This is a genomic window from Clostridium sp. MB05, assembly GCF_046581255.1.
In the GTDB taxonomy this organism is placed as follows: Bacteria; Bacillota; Clostridia; order Clostridiales; family Clostridiaceae; genus Clostridium.
Window position 1 is genome coordinate 3,647,095 of record NZ_CP174370.1, and the last position, 20,307, is coordinate 3,667,401.

The window sequence follows — 20,307 nt, forward strand, 5'->3', positions numbered from 1 at the left end:
TTATCTAACAAATGGAAATAGCATTCTTTGATTTTCCTTAGAGTACATGTTTCTGCTGTTAATTATTGTTGATGTTATCACACTCTTATCAATTTCCTTTCCCTCAATTTCTGATACAGAAGTTTTTACACTTAAATAACCTACATTAAATTCATTTTGCATTGCAATTGAATTTATTACATTTTCCTCAATTAAAGAAATTATTAAGCTTGTACTTCCAGTACCATATAGCTCAATATTAGATTTTATATCATTACTATTCTCAATATATTTTTTAGCTTTTCCAATACGCTCTAGAAGGTTAGGTTCAAATGCAATTATTACCTTCTTATCATCTTTATCTATAATAGATCTAATTTTATTATAAAATTCCCCTTCATCTTTTGGTAAATCTAAAAGTTCACAGCTATTCTTACTTTTATTTATCTCCTCCATAAAACCCATATATCTTTCGTCTATACTACTGCACGTTAGATCACTTTTTGCAATATAAATTTTATTTCTTGTATTTCCATTTTTAACAACTTCTTCTGCAAGACTTTTTCCTAGCTTGTAATTATCACATGATATATATGGAATATTTTGTTTAGTTTCTATATTGGATTCAAATAGGACTATAGGAACTTTTTTTCTTACATCTTCTATTTTATCTACCATCTGCTTGTAATCTGCTGGTGATATTAATATTGCATCTGTTCCATCACTTATTTCTCTCTCTATTAATTCAATTTGCTCCTCAACACTATTTTCTTCTAATAAAGTTAGAAATCTTATATTTACATTCATTTCTGAAGCTGCTTGATCCATTCCTTCTTTTATTATCCTCCAGCTTTCACTATTTCTTCCTCTTATTATTACTGAAACATCATACACTTTAACCTCTTTTTTATTTTCCTTATTTAAAAGTAATATAAAAGATGAGATAAGCATGATAAATAGAAATATAAAAACTGCTTTCTTTTTTAATCTCACTATTTATTCTCCTTAATACTGTAAAAGTCTATACATGGCATATGGACTCTTATTGTAGTGCCCTCATCAGGCTCACTATATATTTGTAATCCATAATCTTTTCCAAAGTACAATTGTATTCTTTCATGTACATTCCTTAACCCTATTCCAGAACCCTTCTTTTGGGAATTACTTTCATTGGTTAAAAGTTTATCTGCTACCTCTTGAGGCATCCCTAAGCCATTATCAATAATATCTATATATAGGTCATTATTTTTAATATAAGATTTTACTAATATGTCTCCATCACCACTCATATATTCCATTCCATGATAAATTGCATTTTCAATTAAAGGCTGAATTATTAACTTAATGCTAGTAAGATTTAAAGTTTCTTCCTCTGATTTTATATCATAAGTAAACTTATTCTTGTAACGTATATTTTGAATTGTTAAATAATTTCTAGCATGTTCCAATTCATCTCTAACAGTTATTACATTTTTCCCCTTACTTAAGCTAATTCTAAAAAACCTAGCTAAAGCTGTTACCATCACTATAGCTCCATCATAATTTTCATTCTCTATCATCCATATAATAGAATCTAAAGTATTATATAAAAAATGGGGGTTTATTTGTGCTTGTAATGCATTTAATTCACTTTTTCGCTTTTCTTCTTGTTCCTTCATTACATTATCCATTAATATGTTCATTTCATTTACCATGGATCTTATAGCTTTTCCTAAATGTTGTATCTCATAAGAGCCACTTTCTGATATATTTAAATTTGCTATACCATTTTCAAACTGCTTAACTGATTTCTCTAAAGATTTTATTGGATTAGCTATACGAGACGATACAAACATATTAATTGATATTAAAGTAAAAATCGCAAAGAACATTATAAATATTGCGAATATTTTCATTTCGTAATAATCTGCTGTAATATCTGACATTGGAGATATGGCAACTATCTTCCACCCAGTATATCCAACTGTCTTTACAGTCACTAATCTCTTATTTCCTTGAAATTTTTCTATATGATTTCCATCTTCATAATTTGCTGCATCATAATTATTTTCTTTTACTAAATCTGAATATATTAATTGTTGCCTTGGATGATATATTATTTCACCAGTACTGTCTATTAAATAAACATATCCATTCTTCCCCATATCAACATTTTTACATATTTGCTCAATACCACTAAAATTCATATCTACTAAAAGAACTCCACCATTTGTTTTACCACTTTCAGTTAATTCAACAGCTCTACTTAAGGATACAACCCAAGTATATTTATAATTAGGATCATAAAACAAATTTTGTACATGTGGAGTTGAAAAATGTAAATTTTCTCTTTTGTTTATTGCACTTTGAAACCATTCACTCTCCATTGCATAAACATTATTTTTTAATTGCTGTAATGGATAAGACGCTATTATTTCACCATAATCCGAAAATAAACTTATACTTATAAGATAGTCTTTATTGGCCTCATAAATCAAATCCATTTCCTTATTTATATCTTCAAAGGATAAATCTTTTTTCTTTATTCCTCTATAATATATAGTATCTGATATTTTCATCATTTTTCGCAAATAAGTATCTAAGTTTAAGTTTACTTGCTCTAGTATGGATTTATTATTTTTTGATACCATCTCTTCTGTTGAATTTGTAAATCTTAAATAAAGAGCTCCACCAACTACTATCATTCCAACAACTGCTACTATTGTAAATGATATTGATATTATATATTGTATACTAGCTTTTTTATAATATTTTATTATTTTACTTCTAACAGAATTTAGCATTTTATTTCACTCAATTCTTTCTGTATCTTGATGGTGATATACCAAATTTTTTCTTAAATACATAGCTAAAATAATTTGCTTCTTGGTATCCAACCTTTGAAGCAATTATATAAGTTTTATCATCTGTTGTATTTAACAACTTTATAGCTTCTTCTAAACGAATATCTGTGAGATAATTTACAAAGCTCATATTAGTTTCTTTTTTAAATATAGTAGAAAAATATGTAGGACTCACATGTAGTTTTGAACAAAGCTTTTCTACTGATATTTCATAATCACTATAATTATTCTTTATGTAGTCCTTAGCCTTTTCCACTAATAACTTTGAAGAATTGACGCGCTCTTTTTTTATAAATTCATTTAATTTTATTGCCTTCTCTATAAACCATTCTTTTATTTCTTTAATTGAATCTAATTTATCTAAATATGAATAACAATTAAAGTCTTCTCCAAATATATCTCTTATATCTATATTATAAGCTTGTGTTAATTTAAGTAATGCTGTCATTATTTCCATTATATAAACTCTATATTTATCTAATGATATAAAATGTTCCTCTACTTTTTTAAAAATACTTTCTACGATTTCTTTTATTTCATCTTGTGATGATAACTTTATAGCATTTAGAAATTTTATTTCATCTTGCTCGTCAAATTGAAGCTGTATTGAGTTATCTGGTTCTACATCATCTATATATATTGTTTTGCCATTTCCTAATATTAGTCTATATCCTAAAGCACTTTGCGCCGTTCTATAGGAAAATCTTATTTCATTAATATTATTATATATTCTACCTATTCCTATAGACACTGTGCTTCCGAAGACACATTCAAAAATCTTGCAGACTTCATTTAACATCTTTATAATCTTCATAATGTTAACCTTTTCATCAAGAGATAACAAAGTTACTATTTTGTCTAAATAAGGAAAGCTTATAAATTTACAATAATTCTGCATAGTCTCATCTACTATATTCTTAATTGATATAGAAACTAACGAACTATCTTGTTCTTTAGGCAGACCATCAATATTTATCAATGCCACACATAAGTACTGATTCATAAAATCTAATCCTAATTGTTTTTCATTTTCTTTCCATTCCTCATTAGTAATTCTACCTTCTAAAGCTCCAATTAAAAACTGTTCTCTTATTACAGGAATACTTTCTATATAATGCTTTTGTAGAGTTTCCATATTTCTTTTTTCATTATACTCTTTGTCCAATTTCTCTTTTAGCCTTTTTAAAACTTCTATAAGTTCCATAGAATTAATTGGTTTTAATACATACTCAACAACATTAATTTTAATAGCTTCATGTGCATAATCTAAGTCATCTGATCCTGAAAATATTATTATTTTAGTAGAAGGCATTATTTCCGTAACTTTTTTACCTAGTTCTAATCCATCCATAAAAGGCATTTTTATATCTGTCATTATAACATCTGGATGCAGTTTTTCTGCCATTTCTAAGGCTTCTTGTCCATTTTCTGCATCTCCTACGACTATGAATCCATGCTCTTCCCAATTAATTTTCTTAATAACTCCAAGCCTGATTTCCTCTTCATCATCTACAATCATCAACTTGTATAACCCCATAAATAACCTCCAGTAAACAATATTAAAATAAATATATACTAGCTCATAAAATATTCCAAATCTTCAAAATTAATTATATCATATTTTTATGTGGATATTATCAAAAAATAAAAATAGGATGAATATTTTAAATCTCATCCTATTTCTATGAATAATTTTATTTTTTTATACTAATACACCTATTACAATTGAAAATGTTAATAATATCAATACTACTGCAATAAATCTATCCATTGTTTTAACCGATACATCTAAATTTCCATATATAGTATCTCTCATTGTCTTTTTAGATAAGCTACTTTCATTTTCCTTTATAGCCTCTTTTTCCATTTATCATCATTTCCTTTTTAATTATTTTTTAGCTATATATTTTCTTACATCTAATGAAACAGCTACTATTATTATTAAACCTCTTATTATATATTGCCAGTAAGCATTAACTCCAATAAAGTTTAATCCATAATTTATAACTTGAAGTAAAACTGTACCTATTAAAACTCCTGGTATTGTTCCAATACCTCCAGTAAAGGATACTCCCCCAACAACACAGGCTGATATTGCATCTAGTTCATAGTTAAAACCTGTACTTGTTGTAGTAGATCCTGCTCTTGCTGCCTCTAAGAACCCAGCTAGTCCGTAAAGCACACCTGAAATTATAAATATAATCATTATATTTTTTACTAAGTTAACACCTGAAACTGCTGCTGCTTCTGGATTTCCTCCGATAGCAAACATATTTTTACCTAATTTAGTTTTATTCCATACAAACCACATAATAGCTGCAACAATTGCAAGATAAAAAACTAAATATGGTATTTCAATACTTCCTAATTTTAAAGAACCATTAACAAAGTTTGTGTATCTTTCATCTAAGTTAGCTACTGGTTGAGCTCCTAATGGCGGTCTATCTATATATAAACAGGATGCACCATACGCTATAAGTTGTGTGCCTAATGTAATTATGAAAGCATGCACCTTAAGTTTTGCAACTCCAAATCCATTAATGGCCCCAAATATACCACCTATTATTATTGCTATAAACATTGGTACTATTAATGGTAATGCTTTTAAATTTGGATACATTCTAGCTGCATAAGTTGTTGATTGTAGCAATGATGCAGATATTATAGCTGTAAATCCTAATATACGCCCTGCAGAAAGGTCTGTACCTTGCAGTACTATTAATCCTGCAACTCCTAAGGCAAGTATTCCACGTGTTGATGCTTGGCTTAAAATATTAGTAAAATTCTTTAGTGAAAGGAAACCTGGTTCCTTTATAACAAAGAATACTATCATCATAAATAGTACTATATATAATGCATAATTTAGTAGGAAATTTTGTAAAGACTCTTTATTAAATTTAACTTTATTCATAAGTTACACCTCTATTCTAAATATATTTTGCAGCCATAGTCATAATATCTTCTTGTGATAGCTTGTCCGGTTCTCCAACACCAGCAACTTTTCCATTTGACATTACAAGTATTCTGTCACAAATTCCCAATAATTCTGGCATTTCGGAGGATACAACTATAACCCCTTTGCCCTTATTAGCCAAATCTATAATAAGCTGATAAATTTCATATTTAGCTCCAACGTCTATTCCTCTTGTTGGCTCATCTAATAGAAGTATTTCTGGATTAGTTAAGAGCCATCTTCCTATTATTACTTTTTGTTGGTTTCCTCCTGATAAACTTCTAATAGCCGTTTTTTGACTTGGAGTTTTTACCTTCATACTATCTATTGTCCATTTAGTATCTTCTGTCATCTTTTTATTATCTAATATACCAAACTTGCTATATCCATCTATATTAGCAATTATTGTATTAAATTTTATATCAAGTTGTCCAAATATTCCTGTAGATCTACGCTCTTCTGTTAATAATGCAAACCCATTTTTTATTGCTCTTCTTGAATCTGTATTTTCTACCTTTTTACCATGTAATATTATCTCACCTTCACTGTGCCCAGCAATTCCAAATATAGTTTCTAAAAGCTCCGTTCTTTTTGATCCAACAAGTCCTGCAACCCCTAAAATTTCCCCTTTCTTAAGTTCAAAGGATACGTTTTGTACTGAAGGTTGATATGTACCTGTTAGATTTTTAACTTCTAATATTAATTCTCCTGGTTTATTTGTCTTTGGTGGAAATCTATTTGTTAAATCACGACCAACCATTAATTTAATAATTTTATCTGTAGTAAGATCCTTAGAAGGAATTGTATCTATCCATTTACCATCACGCATTATTGTAACATCATCAGAAATTTCTAGTATTTCCTCCATTTTATGAGAAATATATATAATACCGCAGCCCTTAGATTTTAATTTATTTATTATTCTAAATAGATGATTAACTTCTTCTGTAGTTAATGATGATGTTGGCTCATCCAAAACAAGAATTTTAGCATTATAAGAAACTGCTTTAGCAATTTCAACCATTTGTCTTTGAGAAACAGACAATTTTGCCATCTTAACTTTAGGATTAACCTCTATTTCTAGTTCATCTAATATTTTTTTAGTTTCTTCATACATTATTTTCTCGCTTACAATTCCAGCATTTCCTGGATATCTTCCAAGCCATATATTATCCATAACGTTTCTTTGTAAAACTTGATTTAATTCTTGGTGAACCATAGCAACTCCATTATCCATGGCTTGCTTTGGGTTAGAAAATTTGCTTTTTTCACCGTCTATTAAAATTTCTCCACCATCTTCAATATAAACCCCGAATAAACATTTCATTAAAGTAGATTTACCTGCTCCATTTTCACCCATCAAAGCATGTACAGTTCCTGGTCTTACTTTTAATTGAACTTTATCTAAGGCTTTAACCCCTGGAAATTCCTTGCATATATCTATCATTTCAAGAACGTATTTTGTATCTGCCATAAATTACTTCACCACTTTTCTATTATTTATTAAACTGCATAGTAACAAATACTATGCAGTTTTTTAATTCTATATAATATATTATTTTTTAATATATTCTTGATATGGAATACGTACAGCAACACCTGTATCATCAAACTTATATGAAGTTCCTTCTATAGCACTCTTACCTGCTGCTAAATTCATTCCAGTTTCATATAAAGCTTTAGCCATTCCTTCTGCATCTTGAAGAACTGATCCTAACATAAAGCCTTTAGCTATTAAATCTTGAGCTGCTGCTGTAGCATCAACACCTAAAACAGGAATAGTCTTTGCAGCATCACCATTATTATATCCTTGAGCTTGTAATGCAGCTATAGCGCCTTGAGCCATACCATCGTTGTTAGCTATTACAGCTTCAATCTTATTACTAAATTTTGAGAACCATGCTTCAGTAGCATTTTGAGCTAAAGCTTGGTCCCAGTTACAAACTTGTTTTGCTAACTCTTCAGTTTTTATTCCTTTATCATTTAAAGTAGAAACTGAATATTTAGTTCTTGCAACTGCTTCTGGATTATCTGGCTCACCTTGTAACATAACGTATTGTAGTACTCCATCTCCATTTTTATCTACAGCTTTTGTATCTTTTTCCCATACCTTTGAAAGTATATCTCCTTGCATAACTCCAGCTTCTTTTGCATTTGTTCCTACAAATATAGCCTTGTCATATGCTTTTATTGCATCTGCTGATGGCTCTCTATTGAATAGTACTACAGGCTTTTTAGCAGTTTTAATTTTATCTATTACTGTTGGTGCAGCGCCTGTATCAACTAAATTAACTAATAAAAGATCTACATCTTTTTGAAGTAATGTGTCTATACTATCATTTTGAGTAGCTTGGTCACCTTTTCCATCATAAAAAGTAAATTCAACTTTATCTGAATTTTCCTTTTGAATCTTTTCTAGATTTTGACGAACTGTTGAAATATAAGTATCATCGAATTTGTATAAACATACTCCAACCTTAACTTTATCTCCCTTTGAAGTTCCACCACCTTCAGTAGTAGCCTTATTTCCTCCACATCCAACTAATGAAGCTGTAACCATAACGGTAGCCATTACCATTGTAAGTAATCTTTTAACTTTTTTCATATTAACCCTCCATCTTTTATAAAATACTTAATACCCATTTGATTTCGTTTACATTTATAATTATAATTTTCAAGCCCATTAATTTCCATACGAAAAACTTCACACTTCTATCGAAATTCTTAGATAATAAATTTATATAAATTCAATATATCTAATATATTCTCCTTATATAGTATGAATATTAATAATACATCTCCTTTCTACATATAATAATTTATATGTAGAAAGGAGATGTATTGTTTTATGAAAAATGTATCTAAATCGCTAATAACTGTAATTATAGTTATTCTTGTATTAGTTTTACCTATAATATTTAGCTACAATAAATTAGTATCTTTAGAACAACTAGTAAATACCGCCCAGTCTAATATAGATACGCAATTGCAAAGAAGATCTGACTTAATACCTAATTTGGTTAGTACAGTTAAAGGATATGCTTCTCAGGAAAAAGATATATTTACTGATATAGCTAATGCAAGAAGTAAATTATCTGGAGCATCAAGTATATCAGAACAAGCAAATGCAGATACTCAATTATCTAATGCTCTTTCTAGATTATTAGTTATAGTTGAACAGTATCCAGATTTAAAGTCCAATGAAAACTTTAAGGACTTAAGTATTCAGTTGGAAGGAACTGAGAATAGAATTGCTGTTGCAAGACAAGATTATAATACAGCTGTAACTAATTATAATACTACGAGGAGAAGATTCCCTACTAATATAATTTCTTCAATATTTGGTTTTCAAGAAAAACCTCTTTATAAAGCAAGTGATAGTGCTAGTGAAGTGCCTTCAGTAGATTTTTCTAGATAGCTATGAATACATTGAATAAACTAAAAAAAATATCATTATCTTCTCTTTTAATAATATTTTGCTTTTCTTCAATTGCTTTAGCTAGTGTTAACTATCCTTTACCTACAAATTATAAATATGTAAATGATTATGTAGGTATATTAGGTTCTAAAGAAATAGAAACTATTATATCATTAGGAAAAGAGCTTGAAGATAAAACTGGAGCTCAAGGGGTTGTAGTAATTATAGATTCTACAAATGATGTTCCTATTGAGGATTATGCCATAGACTTATTTCGCAATTGGGGAATAGGTCAAAAGTCTAAAGATAATGGCTTATTAATCTTAGTTGCGATAAATGATAGACATTGGAGAGTTGAAGTTGGAAGAGGCTTAGAAGGAGCTATACCAGATGCACTAAGTAATAGAGTTATGGAGTCTTTAGCAAAGGATGATTTTAAGAATGGGAACTATGGTTCTGGAATTATTAAAAGTTATAGTGCTTTTACTGATTTAATTGCAAAAGAATATGATGTTACTTTAGACAAATCACTAGATATAAAAATTCCAAATGGAGGAAATGAATCCTCTAGTAATTTTTCAGGAGGCATTTTAATTGGAATTTTAATAGTTTTATTTGCAATAGACATGTTTTTTAATGGTGCCAGAATATCCTCCACACTTCTAAAAATTATATTTTGGAGTAATATTGGAAGAAGAGGCGGCCCTGGTGGTTCTTCTGGCGGAGGTGGTGGCTTTGGCGGCTTTGGCGGTGGTTCTTCTGGTGGTGGTGGTTCCTCTGGTGGTTGGTAACAGAAAAGCTACCGATATTTTTATATATCAGTAGCTTTTTTTATTTCATATAATCTTTAGTTTCTATCTTTAATCCTTTTTTTCTTAATTTATTTTCTATAAATTCTTTAACTATTGAATATATTATTACAAATAATGGAACTCCTATTATCATCCCAACTACTCCCAATAATTTTCCTGCTACTAATATAGAGAATAATATCCAGAATGCTGATATTCCTATTGTATCTCCTAAAATCTTTGGTCCTATTATATTTCCATCTAATTGTTGTATAAGGAATATTATCAATAAAAACCATAGTGCTTGAACTGGTGATACAAATAATATTATTATAAAGGATGGTATAGCACCTATAAATGGTCCAAAGAAAGGTATAATATTAGTTATTCCAACTATAACCGATATTAGAAGTGTATATGGCATTTTAAATATTGTTAATATTATAAATGTTAATACTCCTATAATCATTGAATCTATAATCTTTCCTACTAAAAATCTTCCAAAAGTATAGTTACTTTTATGTACTAGCTTTACTAATTCATTTGCATAGGATTCTGGAAATAATCCAAATGTAACCTTTTTACTTAATGCACAAAGATTATCTTTATCTATTAATAAATATACTGATATTACTATCCCTAAAATTACATTCCATATACTTGAAAGAATTCGAGCAACAAATCCTCCTAAAGCTGGTATTAAATTAGTTGCAAATCTTATTACATAGTTAACTAAGTTATTAAAGCTATCTATTAATATTTGAGAATTCTCTTCGTGTAAATCTAGTTCTATTATTACTTCATTAAAAAATTTTCTAGAATTTATTATGTAGGTAGGTATATCATTTACCAATCCTACTACACTATCGATAAGCTGTGGTAATAAAAACTTAATAAACATACCAATTATAAAAAATGCTGTTATATAAGAAAATAATATAGCCAAACCTCTTGTTGATTTTATTTTCAATTTTTTTATGTACTTTAATTGAAAAACTTTTTTTTCATAGAAGTCTAATAAAAAATTAACTATATATGCAATAGAAAAACCTATAATAAAAGGCTGCATAATTATTAATATAGAATCAAGTTTATCTGTAAAAATAGATACCTGTGATATGGCTAAATAAAATACTATAACTGAAATTGCAACTATAAATGAATAAATTGCTATTGTTGTGTACTTACTATTCCAATTTACTTTCATTTTCTTCCTCTCTTTACTATGTATTATTTATGATTTCCTATAGAGTAAAAAAGATCGTCCAAATAACAAATATTTTGACAATCTTATTTTTTAAATAAATAATAAAAGGCTTACTGCCATTACTATCATTCCTAAAATTAGTCCATATATAGATAGGTGATGCTCACCGTATTCCTTAGCTGCTGGTAATAATTCATCTAATGAGATAAATACCATTATACCTGCTACCATAGCAAATATTATTCCAAATGTTAAATCATTAAAATAATTTCTTAAAAATACATATCCTACAATTGCACCAATTGGTTCTGACATACCTGATAAAAAAGAATATATAAATGCTTTTTTCTTATCACCTGTCGCATAGTAAATTGGTACTGACACTGATATTCCTTCTGGAATATTGTGAATTGCAATTGCAACTGCTATTGGTATTGCGATTTTCATATCACCTAAAGCTGATACAAAAGTAGCTAATCCTTCTGGGAAATTATGAATCCCTATTGCTAATGCAGTAAATATTCCTGTTCTCAAAAGAGCATCTGTATTTTTTTCATCTTTACCTTCTGATGGTAGTGCTTTAACTTCATGGGGATTTTCTCCACTAGGCACAAACTTGTCTATTATTGCAATTAAAAACATACCTGCAAAAAATGAAATTACTGTTACGTAATTTCCACCCTTTTCTCCTAAAGCTAGCACTAATGAAGCTTTAGCTTTACTAAATATCTCTATCATTGATACATATATCATAACTCCAGCTGAGAAACCTAAACTTATGGATAAAAATTTCTTATTTGTGTTCTTTGCTAAGAAAGCAATTAAGCTACCTATACCTGTTGCAAGTCCAGCAAATAAAGTTATTAAAAAAGCTACTGCTACATTGCTCATATTTTTATCCTCCATATTTTGTTTTATATACTTATATTACACTAAATACTATATCCCTTCAATTATAATCGTGTTTATTATCTAAAACTTTTGACTTTCTATTATTTTTTTCTTCAAGTATCTTTACAAATAAATAACAGAAACCCATATATACTATAGCTATTAATTCTAAATTTATAAAATAATTATACCCTTCTCCTACCCCTTCTAATATAGTTCCCTTCGCAGCTAGATTTGAATTAAAACTTACAAAAAAATAATTTGTTTCAAATATAAAATTGAAAAACCCCATAGATATACCTAAAATTTCTAATACTATAAATACTTCTATAACCTCTCTTTTATATAAATAATATTTATGTATTAAAAGGAAATATATAGGAATTATTATTATTGAAATATGAGATATCATAAATTGATAATATTTAAAATACATACTAGATAATGAAGTATCCATTGAGACTAAACTTCCTATCCCCCCCATTACTCCTAATATAATGACAAAATTAAATATTTTTTTATTCTTAGTAAATCCTAAAATAACACATAATATATTGCATATATAGCATAGATGTAAGGGTAAGTTATCTAATTTTATACCTATTATTGTCCATATTATTAAATAATATAGCATAAAAATAGCTAAAGATATAATGGTTAAAGAATACCTTATTAGCTTCTCAATTTTACTATTATTTCTTATTTTATTTTTATATATAATTAAACTTAGTAGTATTATTATCGTTATTATAATAGGTACAAATTGTTCGAAATTGTTCATATCATAGTATTTACTTGGTCTTTGTAATATAAAAAATTCTTTCATAAATTTCTCACCTCTAATTCATGAATATGAAGTAAATATTAAAATAATTCTAAAAATAGGCCAGTATAACAAAAGTTATACTGGCCTGTAATATTTAGGCTATATTTTTTACTTTAGCATTCTCTCCAACAAGAATTTCTATGCCTATCGCTATTTTTATTTCTATCACAATCTTTATCTTTATCTTTTTCACTTATCTTTTTTATGCACTTTATTATATCTCTAATTGCATCTTCACGACCCTTTTTAAATCCAACTCTAAATCCTTTTTCAAAACCTTCTTTGCAGCCTTTTTTAAATCCTTTTTCAAATCCTTCTTTAAAGCCTTTTCTAAATCCTTCTCTAAATCCTTTTTCAAATCCTTCTTTGCAGCCTTTTTTAAATCCTTTTTCAAATCCTTCTTCTTTACCTTTAATGAATCCACATTTGAATCCTTTTTTAAATCCTTCTCTAAATCCTTTTTCGAAGCATTCTCTGCAATTTCCTTTACTACACCTATTCTCATTATGCTCATGATGTTCGCATTCCTCATGATGTTCATGATGTTCACATTCCTCATGATGTTCATGCTTTTTACATCTTTCATGCTTCTTATGATGCTCGCATTTTTCATCATCTTCATCTTTATGATTATAGTCATAATAGTTATCTTTTTCATAATAGTCATCATATTCATAGTATTTATTTTCTTTATCGTTATCTTCTTCATAATCATTTTCTTCGTCAAAGTATTTTTCGTCATCATATTCTTGCATTTTCTTTATTAGTTCTTCTAAATTTTCATAATTCGCTTCCATCTTTTTTATCTCCTTGTTATATGATTTATAATACATAATATGAAGATCTTCATTCTTTTGTTAATAATTTTTATAATATATATTAATATATTTATTCGTTTAATAATGAGTTCAATTCTCTAACTAATTTCTTAGCTCTATCTGGAAGCTTTGAAATAGCTTTTTCTCTCTTCTTTTCATCTTCTATTTGAGCTATTCTCATTACTTCTTGCTGAACCCCAGGAATACCATTGAAGTCAGATACTATTTTGTTAAATCTTTCTGCAAATACAGGATCTTGCATTCTTCCTTGAATCTTCATTATTAAGTTATAAGCATTCATTATTTATTACTCCTACAATTATTGTTTTAATTTATGTTATTCATAAATAATTTTATTTGTTACCTTTCTTTATATAAAAAAATAAGTCAATGTATTACTAGAATACACTGACTTATTTTTTATACTAAAACTTTAATTTTGAAGCTTGCTTAAACATATTTATCTCACTTTGAGATTCTACCTCACTTAAGCTTTCATTCCAATCTTTATCAAATTTTATCTTATATATTTCAATATGTGATCTGTCTTTAACTGGAGCCATTGCCACATACTCGTTACCACATATTAACCTTTGCTCTAATATTGCATAATCTATCTTTTTCCCATTCTCATCGTTAAAAGACATTATTTTTTCATTCATAATTAAATACACTCCTTTACTTTACTAAGTTTATTTTGCTTTAATAAAATAAATTTATGCACATTTAATTGAATTTAAAATATATAACTTTAATGCATCTGAACTAAATATTTTTGCGTAATATTACTCTCATTTATAGTATTTTTTATAATACTAAGAAGTATTATACATTAAAAGAACATTATTTATTCCTTAATTTCGCTTCTATCTCTACTTTTGTCTTTATTATTTATAATTAAATGAACCTTATCTATTCTTCTCTCATCCAATTTTAATAATTTTAATGATATATCGCCTTCCATTACCTCACAATTTTTAGTTGTAGTTGGAATCTCTCCAAGTTTTTCGATAAAGAATCCTCCTATTGTATCAGCAACTTCTGACTCTAATTCTATATCTAAATAATTATTAATATCTGATAAAGTCATTAGACCACTAATAATATAATTTTTATCATCTATTTTTTCAACATCTAGATTATCATCATACTCATCTAGTATTTCTCCCATTACTTCTTCTATGATATCTTCCATTGTTACTATACCTGAAAATCCACCATACTCATCTATTAAAATAGCTATATAAGCCTTTTTATCTTTTAATTCTTTAAATACGTCATCTATGCTCTTTGTTTCAATAAAGAAACATGGCTCTTTTATTAGATCTCTTATTTTTACATTATCTATACCTTTTTCAACGATACTTGCAAATAAATCCTTCATGTGCAATATACCTATAATATTATCTATTTCTTCTTCATATACAGGTATTCTTGAGAAGTTTTCATCTAAGATAGTTTTAATACAATCTCTAATATCATCATCTACATCTAATAAAAACGTTTCTGTTCTTGGTGTCATTATTTTTTTAGCTGTAGTATCATCAAATTCGATTATTCCATCTATCATTTCTCTTTCAACTTGATTTATAGCACCATTTTCTTCACCAATTTCTATTAAGCTTCTAATCTCTTCTCTAGATATTCGTTCTTCAATTCCTTCTGTTTTAAATCCAAAAATCTTAAGAATAAGGTTAGTTGAAAATGATAAAAACCATATAAATGGTTTAGTTATTTTTGATATTAAAATTATTGTTTTTATAGAAAACATTGCAACCTTTTCTGAATTTTGAAGTGCTATTCTCTTAGGTACTAATTCCCCAAGAACTAGTGTTATATATGAAATAACTACTGTTGTTATAACTAATGCAATACTTTCACTATAAGGAATATTAACTTCCTTTAATATGTTTGCAAATCCAACTGAAATTGATGTTGCAGCCGATGCAGATGCAAAGAAACCTGCAAATGTTATTCCAACCTGTATTGTAGATAAGAAATTATTCGGCTCTTTTAGTATGTTTCTTAATAATCCTGCCTTCTTATTTCCTTCCTCTGCTAATATGTTTATTTTGGTTTTATTTAATGATACTATTGCCATTTCTGCTGATGCAAAAAATGCATTAATAATTACTAATATCAAAATTAAAATAAAACTACTCCCGGGACTTCCTTCCATTTATTCATTCTCCTTAAATTTAAAATATAGTAAGATAATTCTATCATATAAAAGCTTGCTCTTTCAAATACGTATTTTTAACACTACAGATTAAATAGTCTTAATTTTTTAAATTATTATAAAATACTTATATATATTAATCTATATCTTCTAAAACTAATGATTATTCCACATGTCTATAATAAAAGGTTAGGAAATCAAAAGTTTCCTAACCTTTTATTAGCTTTCTTCTCCAAAAGCTTCCTTTAGTGTATGCCAAGCAAGTACTGCACATTTTACTCTAGCTGGCATATTTGATATATTTTTAAGAACTATAGCATCTTCTAAAGCTTCAAGCTCATCTTCATCATTTATTTCTCTTTTTATCATTCCAATAAATGTCTCTACAATGCTCAATGCTTCTTCCTTATTTTTTCCTTTTATTAAATCTATCATCATTGATGTTGATGCTTGAGATATTGCACACCCTTGACCAGTAAATGCTAAATCTTCTATAATATCTCCATTTAATTTTAGCTCTAAAGTTATTTCATCACCGCAACTTGGATTATGGCCTTTTTCACATAGGTCTGGATTCTCTAGCTTTCTTCTATTATGTCTTGAAGTGCTATGTTCCATTATAAGTTCTGTATATATAGCATTTAAATCCATTAATATTACCTCCATTTTGCAAACATATCATATGCTTGCTTTACTGCTTCTATTAATCTATCAACATCTTCTTTTGTATTATAAAAGTATATACTTGCTCTAGATGTTGCATTTATTCCAATATATCTCATCAGAGGTTGTGCACAGTGATTACCAGCCCTTATACAAACACCAAAAGTATCAAATATTGATGCTACATCATGAGGATGAACTCCTTCTATTTCAAAGGATAAAACTCCACCTCTTTTTTCAACTTCTCTTGGTCCATAAACTTTTACATATGGTAGCTTATTCATTTCTTCTAAAGCATAAGACATTAATTCTTTTTCTATCTTTTCTATCTTTTCCATACCTATATTATTTAAGTAATCTATTGCTTTTGATAATCCTACTGCACCTTCAACATTTTGAGTTCCTGCTTCAAATTTATATGGTAATACATTAAATGTAGTTTCTTGTTCATATACATACTCTACCATATCTCCACCAAACATTAAAGGTGGCATTTTTTCTAGTAATTCTTTTTTACCATATAATACTCCTATACCCATAGGAGCTAATAACTTATGTCCTGCAATCACTAAAAAGTCTGCATTTATATCTCTTACGTCTACTTTCATATGTGGAACACTTTGCGCTCCATCAACTATAACTACAGCTCCTTTTGAATGTGCATATTCTGCGATTTCTTTTACTGGATTAATTGTACCTAAAGCATTAGATACATGTGTTATACTTACTAATTTAGTTTTATCAGTAATTTTGCTTTTTACTTCTTCTTCTGTAAGTTCACCATTTTCATCAGTGTACATATATTTTAGAATTGCACCTTTAGCTTTTGCTACTTGTTGCCATGGAATCAAATTAGAGTGATGTTCTGCAATTGAAATTACTATCTCATCACCTTCATTTATAAAGTTCATTCCATATGACATTGCTAAAAGATTGAATGCTTCTGTAGCATTTTTAGTAAAGATTATTTCTTCTCTATATTTTGAGTTTATAAATTTCTTAACCTTTTCCCTTGCTTCATCATAAGCTTCTGTAGCAGCAACACTTAAATCATATGCTCCTCTATGTGGATTCGCATTAAATTTTTCGTAATATTCTTTTATAGCCTCTATTACTTCCTTTGGCTTTTGTGTAGTTGCAGCACTATCTAAATAAACTATTCTTTTTCCATTTTTCTCTATATTTAGAGTAGGAAAATCTTTAAAAAAATCTTTATTATTCATTATCTAAACATTCCTTTATAGAAGCAAGAATTTCTTCTCTTGTTTTTTCATTTTCTATTTTATCTATTATAGGGTTAAATGCTCCTTCTATAATAACTCTTCTAGCATCATTATAGCTAAATCCCCTACTCATTAAGTAGAATAGTTTTCCTTCATCTATTTTACCTGAAGCTGCTGCGTGTTCTCCAGATACATCATCTTCTTCACAAAGTAGTAATGGAAGTGCTTTTCCCTTTACCTTTGGAGATAATATCATACAATATTCATCTTCAACTCCAACACTTCTTGAAGCTCCTCTTTTAAAATCAAGAGTTCCTCTGAATATTTTATTTGCTTCTCCTTTTAATGCTCCCTTAGTTGTTATTTCTGATTTACTTCTTCTTCCTTTATGAGTCATAACATAATTCATATCTATAATCTTCTTATCTCCACCTAGGTAAATTGAGCTAAGTGATGACTCTGAACTATCTTCAAGTAAATCACCATGATAGTTTGTAATACTGTTTCTTCCACCTAAATCTATTGAAACAAAATCAACTTTACCATTGTATCCAACATCAGAAAGATTTGAATCTAAATTCATAGTATTGTTATTTAATAAATTAACTTTAACAACTTGAATATTGCTATTATTCTTGCTAAAAATCTTACATACTCCGTTATGGTATCCTTCACTATCATCTAAAGAATTGTATTTTACTATTATTTTTGCAGATGATTCTTCTTCTGCAACTAGTAATATGTTATCAACTAATGTATTGTTATCTTTATCCATATTAAATTCTATTATTATTGGCTCTTCTATTTTTGCCTTTTTATCTATATTTATTATATAGCCTTGGTTAAATTCCATTTCACCTTGGCTTACTATTTCATCTGAAACTCCATAGATAAACTTCTTATTTAATGGAAATACATTTTCCTTATTTAGCTTTTCTATTGTTACTCCCTCTAAATATTCACCAGTTATTTTAACATTATTAAAGTTTCCTATTTCAGGAGCTTTATAATCTCTTAATGTTACATCATTAACATTTAACCAGCTTTTTGTTCTTACAGGAGTCTTATTTAAGTTATTAAATTTTAAATCATTAACCATTATCCAATGCTCCCTTCTAATTCAAGCTTAATTAAATTATTCATTTCTACTGCATATTCTAGCGGTAATTCTTTTGATATAGGCTCTACGAATCCTCTTACTATCATTGATTTAGCTTCTTCTTCGCTTATTCCCCTGCTCATTAGATAGAATATAGCTTCATCACTTATTTTACCTATTTTAGCTTCATGTCCTATTTCAACATCATCGTTCATTAAATCTATAACTGGTATAGTATCTGATTTAGATAAATTATCTAACATTAATGATTCACATGATACTACAGACTTAGAGTTATAAGCATTTGCATTTACTTTTACAACTCCTCTATAAGTAGCTTCTCCACCATTTTTAGAAATAGATTTTGAGTTTATTGTTGAAGAAGTATTTGGTGCTGCATGAATTATCTTAGCTCCAGTGTCCAAGTTTTGTCCTTTACCAGCAAAAGATACTCCTGTAAATTCGGCTCTTGCTCCTTCACCTCTTAAAATACTCATAGGATAAAGCATTGATATCTTTGATCCAAATGATCCTGATACCCATTCTATTCTTCCGTTCTTTTCAACTATTGCTCTCTTTGTATTTAAATTAAGCATATTCTTTGACCAGTTTTCAATTGTACTATATCTAAGAGTAGCTCCTTCTTTTACAAATAACTCAACACATCCAGCATGAAGGTTAGTCATATTATATTTAGGTGCTGAGCATCCTTCTATGAAGTGAAGAGTAGCTCCTTCTTCAACTATTATTAAAGTATGTTCAAATTGTCCTGCACCTGGTGAATTTAATCTAAAATAAGATTGCAGTGGTATATCCACATTAACACCTTTTGGTACATATACAAATGATCCACCTGACCATACTGCTCCATGAAGTGCAGCAAACTTATGATCACTTGGTGCAACACATTTCATAAAGTACTCTTTAACTATATCTTCGTATTCTTTAACTGCAGTTTCCATATCTGTATAGATTACACCTTGCTTAACAAGATCTTCTCTTATACTGTGATAAACAACCTCTGAATCATATTGTGCTCCAACTCCAGCTAATGATTTTTTTTCTGCTTCTGGTATTCCTAAAAGATCAAAAGTCTTCTTAATATCTTCTGGAACCTCTTCCCAGTTTTCATTAAGCTTTGATTTTGGTCTAACATAAGTAACTATATTATTCATATCTAACTCATCTAATGATGGTCCCCAAGTTGGAAGCTTAATTTTATTATATATATCAAGAGATTTTAATCTAAATTCTCTCATCCATTCTGGCTCATCTTTTTCTTTGGATATAGTTTCTACGATTTCTTTTGTTAATCCTTTATCAGCTTTAAAGTCAAATCTGTCTTCATTTTTTACATCGTAGACACCTCTATCCATATCATCTACATAAGTCTTTTTCTTTATTTCCAAAGTGCTCA

The 20,307-nt window shown here is 28.3% G+C and carries 20 protein-coding genes; 2 read left to right on the forward strand and 18 right to left on the reverse strand.

The features are described 5' to 3' along the window. From ACH36K_RS17110 to ACH36K_RS17140, 7 genes are all read right to left on the reverse strand, one after another. Positions 1 to 972, reverse strand: a complete 972-nt coding sequence (locus tag ACH36K_RS17110) for a geranylgeranylglyceryl/heptaprenylglyceryl phosphate synthase (protein WP_411168798.1) — start codon at positions 970 to 972, stop codon at positions 1 to 3. Beyond that, on the reverse strand, positions 972 to 2,762 hold the full coding sequence (locus ACH36K_RS17115; protein ID WP_411168799.1) for a sensor histidine kinase: 1,791 nt from the start codon (positions 2,760 to 2,762) through the stop codon (positions 972 to 974). Before ACH36K_RS17115 ends, ACH36K_RS17110 begins: the two co-directional genes overlap by 1 nt. Before the next feature lie 10 nt (positions 2,763 to 2,772). After that, entirely contained in the window at positions 2,773 to 4,359 is a 1,587-nt protein-coding gene (locus ACH36K_RS17120; protein ID WP_411168800.1) for a response regulator, read from the reverse strand. Between the two features lie 165 nt (positions 4,360 to 4,524). After that, complete coding sequence (locus ACH36K_RS17125; RefSeq protein WP_411168801.1) at positions 4,525 to 4,689, reverse strand: hypothetical protein; 165 nt, start codon at positions 4,687 to 4,689, stop codon at positions 4,525 to 4,527. 21 nt (positions 4,690 to 4,710) lie between these two features. Continuing rightward, positions 4,711 to 5,733, reverse strand: coding sequence for a galactose/methyl galactoside ABC transporter permease MglC (gene mglC / locus ACH36K_RS17130; RefSeq protein ID WP_411168802.1), 1,023 nt, complete (start codon positions 5,731 to 5,733; stop codon positions 4,711 to 4,713). 16 nt (positions 5,734 to 5,749) lie between these two features. Next, a complete protein-coding gene (mglA, locus tag ACH36K_RS17135) occupies positions 5,750 to 7,249 on the reverse strand; it encodes a galactose/methyl galactoside ABC transporter ATP-binding protein MglA (RefSeq protein ID WP_411168803.1) in 1,500 nt (499 codons plus the stop codon). Between the two features lie 81 nt (positions 7,250 to 7,330). Further along, complete coding sequence (locus ACH36K_RS17140; RefSeq protein ID WP_411168804.1) at positions 7,331 to 8,380, reverse strand: galactose ABC transporter substrate-binding protein; 1,050 nt, start codon at positions 8,378 to 8,380, stop codon at positions 7,331 to 7,333. A gap of 243 nt (positions 8,381 to 8,623) precedes the next feature. On the opposite strand from ACH36K_RS17140, the gene ACH36K_RS17145 reads away from it, so the two are divergent. Together ACH36K_RS17145 and ACH36K_RS17150 are read left to right on the forward strand one after the other, a co-directional pair. Further along, entirely contained in the window at positions 8,624 to 9,193 is a 570-nt protein-coding gene (locus ACH36K_RS17145) for a LemA family protein (RefSeq protein ID WP_411168805.1), read from the forward strand. A 2-nt stretch (positions 9,194 to 9,195) separates the two neighbouring features. Beyond that, positions 9,196 to 9,984, forward strand: a complete 789-nt coding sequence (locus ACH36K_RS17150; RefSeq protein ID WP_411168806.1) for a TPM domain-containing protein — start codon at positions 9,196 to 9,198, stop codon at positions 9,982 to 9,984. Between the two features lie 40 nt (positions 9,985 to 10,024). On the opposite strand, the gene ACH36K_RS17155 is transcribed toward ACH36K_RS17150, so the two are convergent. The 11 genes from ACH36K_RS17155 to sufB form a co-directional block, all read right to left on the reverse strand. Then, positions 10,025 to 11,191, reverse strand: a complete 1,167-nt coding sequence (locus ACH36K_RS17155; RefSeq protein ID WP_411168807.1) for an AI-2E family transporter — start codon at positions 11,189 to 11,191, stop codon at positions 10,025 to 10,027. Positions 11,192 to 11,281: 90 nt separating this feature from the next. Beyond that, positions 11,282 to 12,082 (reverse strand): zinc transporter ZupT, encoded by an 801-nt coding sequence (gene zupT, locus ACH36K_RS17160; protein WP_411168808.1) that lies wholly within the window; start codon positions 12,080 to 12,082, stop codon positions 11,282 to 11,284. 58 nt (positions 12,083 to 12,140) lie between these two features. Next, on the reverse strand, positions 12,141 to 12,908 hold the full coding sequence (locus ACH36K_RS17165) for a TIGR02206 family membrane protein (RefSeq protein ID WP_411168809.1): 768 nt from the start codon (positions 12,906 to 12,908) through the stop codon (positions 12,141 to 12,143). A 113-nt stretch (positions 12,909 to 13,021) separates the two neighbouring features. Beyond that, a complete protein-coding gene (locus ACH36K_RS17170) occupies positions 13,022 to 13,705 on the reverse strand; it encodes a hypothetical protein (protein ID WP_411168810.1) in 684 nt (227 codons plus the stop codon). A gap of 91 nt (positions 13,706 to 13,796) precedes the next feature. Beyond that, a complete protein-coding gene (locus ACH36K_RS17175) occupies positions 13,797 to 14,027 on the reverse strand; it encodes a hypothetical protein (protein ID WP_411168811.1) in 231 nt (76 codons plus the stop codon). 124 nt (positions 14,028 to 14,151) lie between these two features. After that, on the reverse strand, positions 14,152 to 14,388 hold the full coding sequence (locus ACH36K_RS17180) for a DUF1292 domain-containing protein (RefSeq protein WP_322545524.1): 237 nt from the start codon (positions 14,386 to 14,388) through the stop codon (positions 14,152 to 14,154). A 185-nt stretch (positions 14,389 to 14,573) separates the two neighbouring features. Continuing rightward, positions 14,574 to 15,905, reverse strand: a complete 1,332-nt coding sequence (locus tag ACH36K_RS17185) for a hemolysin family protein (protein ID WP_411168812.1) — start codon at positions 15,903 to 15,905, stop codon at positions 14,574 to 14,576. A gap of 219 nt (positions 15,906 to 16,124) precedes the next feature. Then, the gene (sufU, locus tag ACH36K_RS17190; RefSeq protein ID WP_411168813.1) at positions 16,125 to 16,556 is read right to left on the reverse strand and encodes a Fe-S cluster assembly sulfur transfer protein SufU; all 432 of its coding nucleotides are present in this window, start codon (positions 16,554 to 16,556) and stop codon (positions 16,125 to 16,127) included. Positions 16,557 to 16,561: 5 nt separating this feature from the next. Beyond that, on the reverse strand, positions 16,562 to 17,791 hold the full coding sequence (locus tag ACH36K_RS17195) for a cysteine desulfurase (protein ID WP_411168814.1): 1,230 nt from the start codon (positions 17,789 to 17,791) through the stop codon (positions 16,562 to 16,564). After that, a complete protein-coding gene (sufD, locus tag ACH36K_RS17200) occupies positions 17,784 to 18,890 on the reverse strand; it encodes a Fe-S cluster assembly protein SufD (RefSeq protein ID WP_411168815.1) in 1,107 nt (368 codons plus the stop codon). The genes ACH36K_RS17195 and sufD overlap by 8 nt, the downstream gene beginning before the upstream one ends. Continuing rightward, entirely contained in the window at positions 18,890 to 20,299 is a 1,410-nt protein-coding gene (sufB, locus tag ACH36K_RS17205; RefSeq protein ID WP_411168816.1) for a Fe-S cluster assembly protein SufB, read from the reverse strand. The genes sufD and sufB overlap by 1 nt, the downstream gene beginning before the upstream one ends. Positions 20,300 to 20,307: the final 8 nt, after the last annotated feature.

Excerpts from the sequence above, each read along its gene's own strand:
- ACH36K_RS17180 (WP_322545524.1), bottom strand. The coding sequence starts at position 14,388 with ATGAATGAAAAAATAATGTCTTTTAACGATGAGAATGGGAAAAAGATA.
- mglA (WP_411168803.1), bottom strand. The coding sequence starts at position 7,249 with ATGGCAGATACAAAATACGTTCTTGAAATGATAGATATATGCAAGGAA.
- ACH36K_RS17175 (WP_411168811.1), bottom strand. The coding sequence starts at position 14,027 with ATGAATGCTTATAACTTAATAATGAAGATTCAAGGAAGAATGCAAGAT.
- sufU (WP_411168813.1), bottom strand. The coding sequence starts at position 16,556 with ATGGATTTAAATGCTATATATACAGAACTTATAATGGAACATAGCACT.
- mglC (WP_411168802.1), bottom strand. The coding sequence starts at position 5,733 with ATGAATAAAGTTAAATTTAATAAAGAGTCTTTACAAAATTTCCTACTA.
- ACH36K_RS17150 (WP_411168806.1), top strand. The coding sequence starts at position 9,196 with ATGAATACATTGAATAAACTAAAAAAAATATCATTATCTTCTCTTTTA.
- ACH36K_RS17195 (WP_411168814.1), bottom strand. The coding sequence starts at position 17,791 with ATGAATAATAAAGATTTTTTTAAAGATTTTCCTACTCTAAATATAGAG.
- ACH36K_RS17185 (WP_411168812.1), bottom strand. The coding sequence starts at position 15,905 with ATGGAAGGAAGTCCCGGGAGTAGTTTTATTTTAATTTTGATATTAGTA.
- ACH36K_RS17145 (WP_411168805.1), top strand. The coding sequence starts at position 8,624 with ATGAAAAATGTATCTAAATCGCTAATAACTGTAATTATAGTTATTCTT.
- ACH36K_RS17140 (WP_411168804.1), bottom strand. The coding sequence starts at position 8,380 with ATGAAAAAAGTTAAAAGATTACTTACAATGGTAATGGCTACCGTTATG.
- ACH36K_RS17115 (WP_411168799.1), bottom strand. The coding sequence starts at position 2,762 with ATGCTAAATTCTGTTAGAAGTAAAATAATAAAATATTATAAAAAAGCT.
- ACH36K_RS17120 (WP_411168800.1), bottom strand. The coding sequence starts at position 4,359 with ATGGGGTTATACAAGTTGATGATTGTAGATGATGAAGAGGAAATCAGG.
- sufD (WP_411168815.1), bottom strand. The coding sequence starts at position 18,890 with ATGGTTAATGATTTAAAATTTAATAACTTAAATAAGACTCCTGTAAGA.
- ACH36K_RS17165 (WP_411168809.1), bottom strand. The coding sequence starts at position 12,908 with ATGAAAGAATTTTTTATATTACAAAGACCAAGTAAATACTATGATATG.
- zupT (WP_411168808.1), bottom strand. The coding sequence starts at position 12,082 with ATGAGCAATGTAGCAGTAGCTTTTTTAATAACTTTATTTGCTGGACTT.
- ACH36K_RS17155 (WP_411168807.1), bottom strand. The coding sequence starts at position 11,191 with ATGAAAGTAAATTGGAATAGTAAGTACACAACAATAGCAATTTATTCA.
- ACH36K_RS17170 (WP_411168810.1), bottom strand. The coding sequence starts at position 13,705 with ATGGAAGCGAATTATGAAAATTTAGAAGAACTAATAAAGAAAATGCAA.
- ACH36K_RS17125 (WP_411168801.1), bottom strand. The coding sequence starts at position 4,689 with ATGGAAAAAGAGGCTATAAAGGAAAATGAAAGTAGCTTATCTAAAAAG.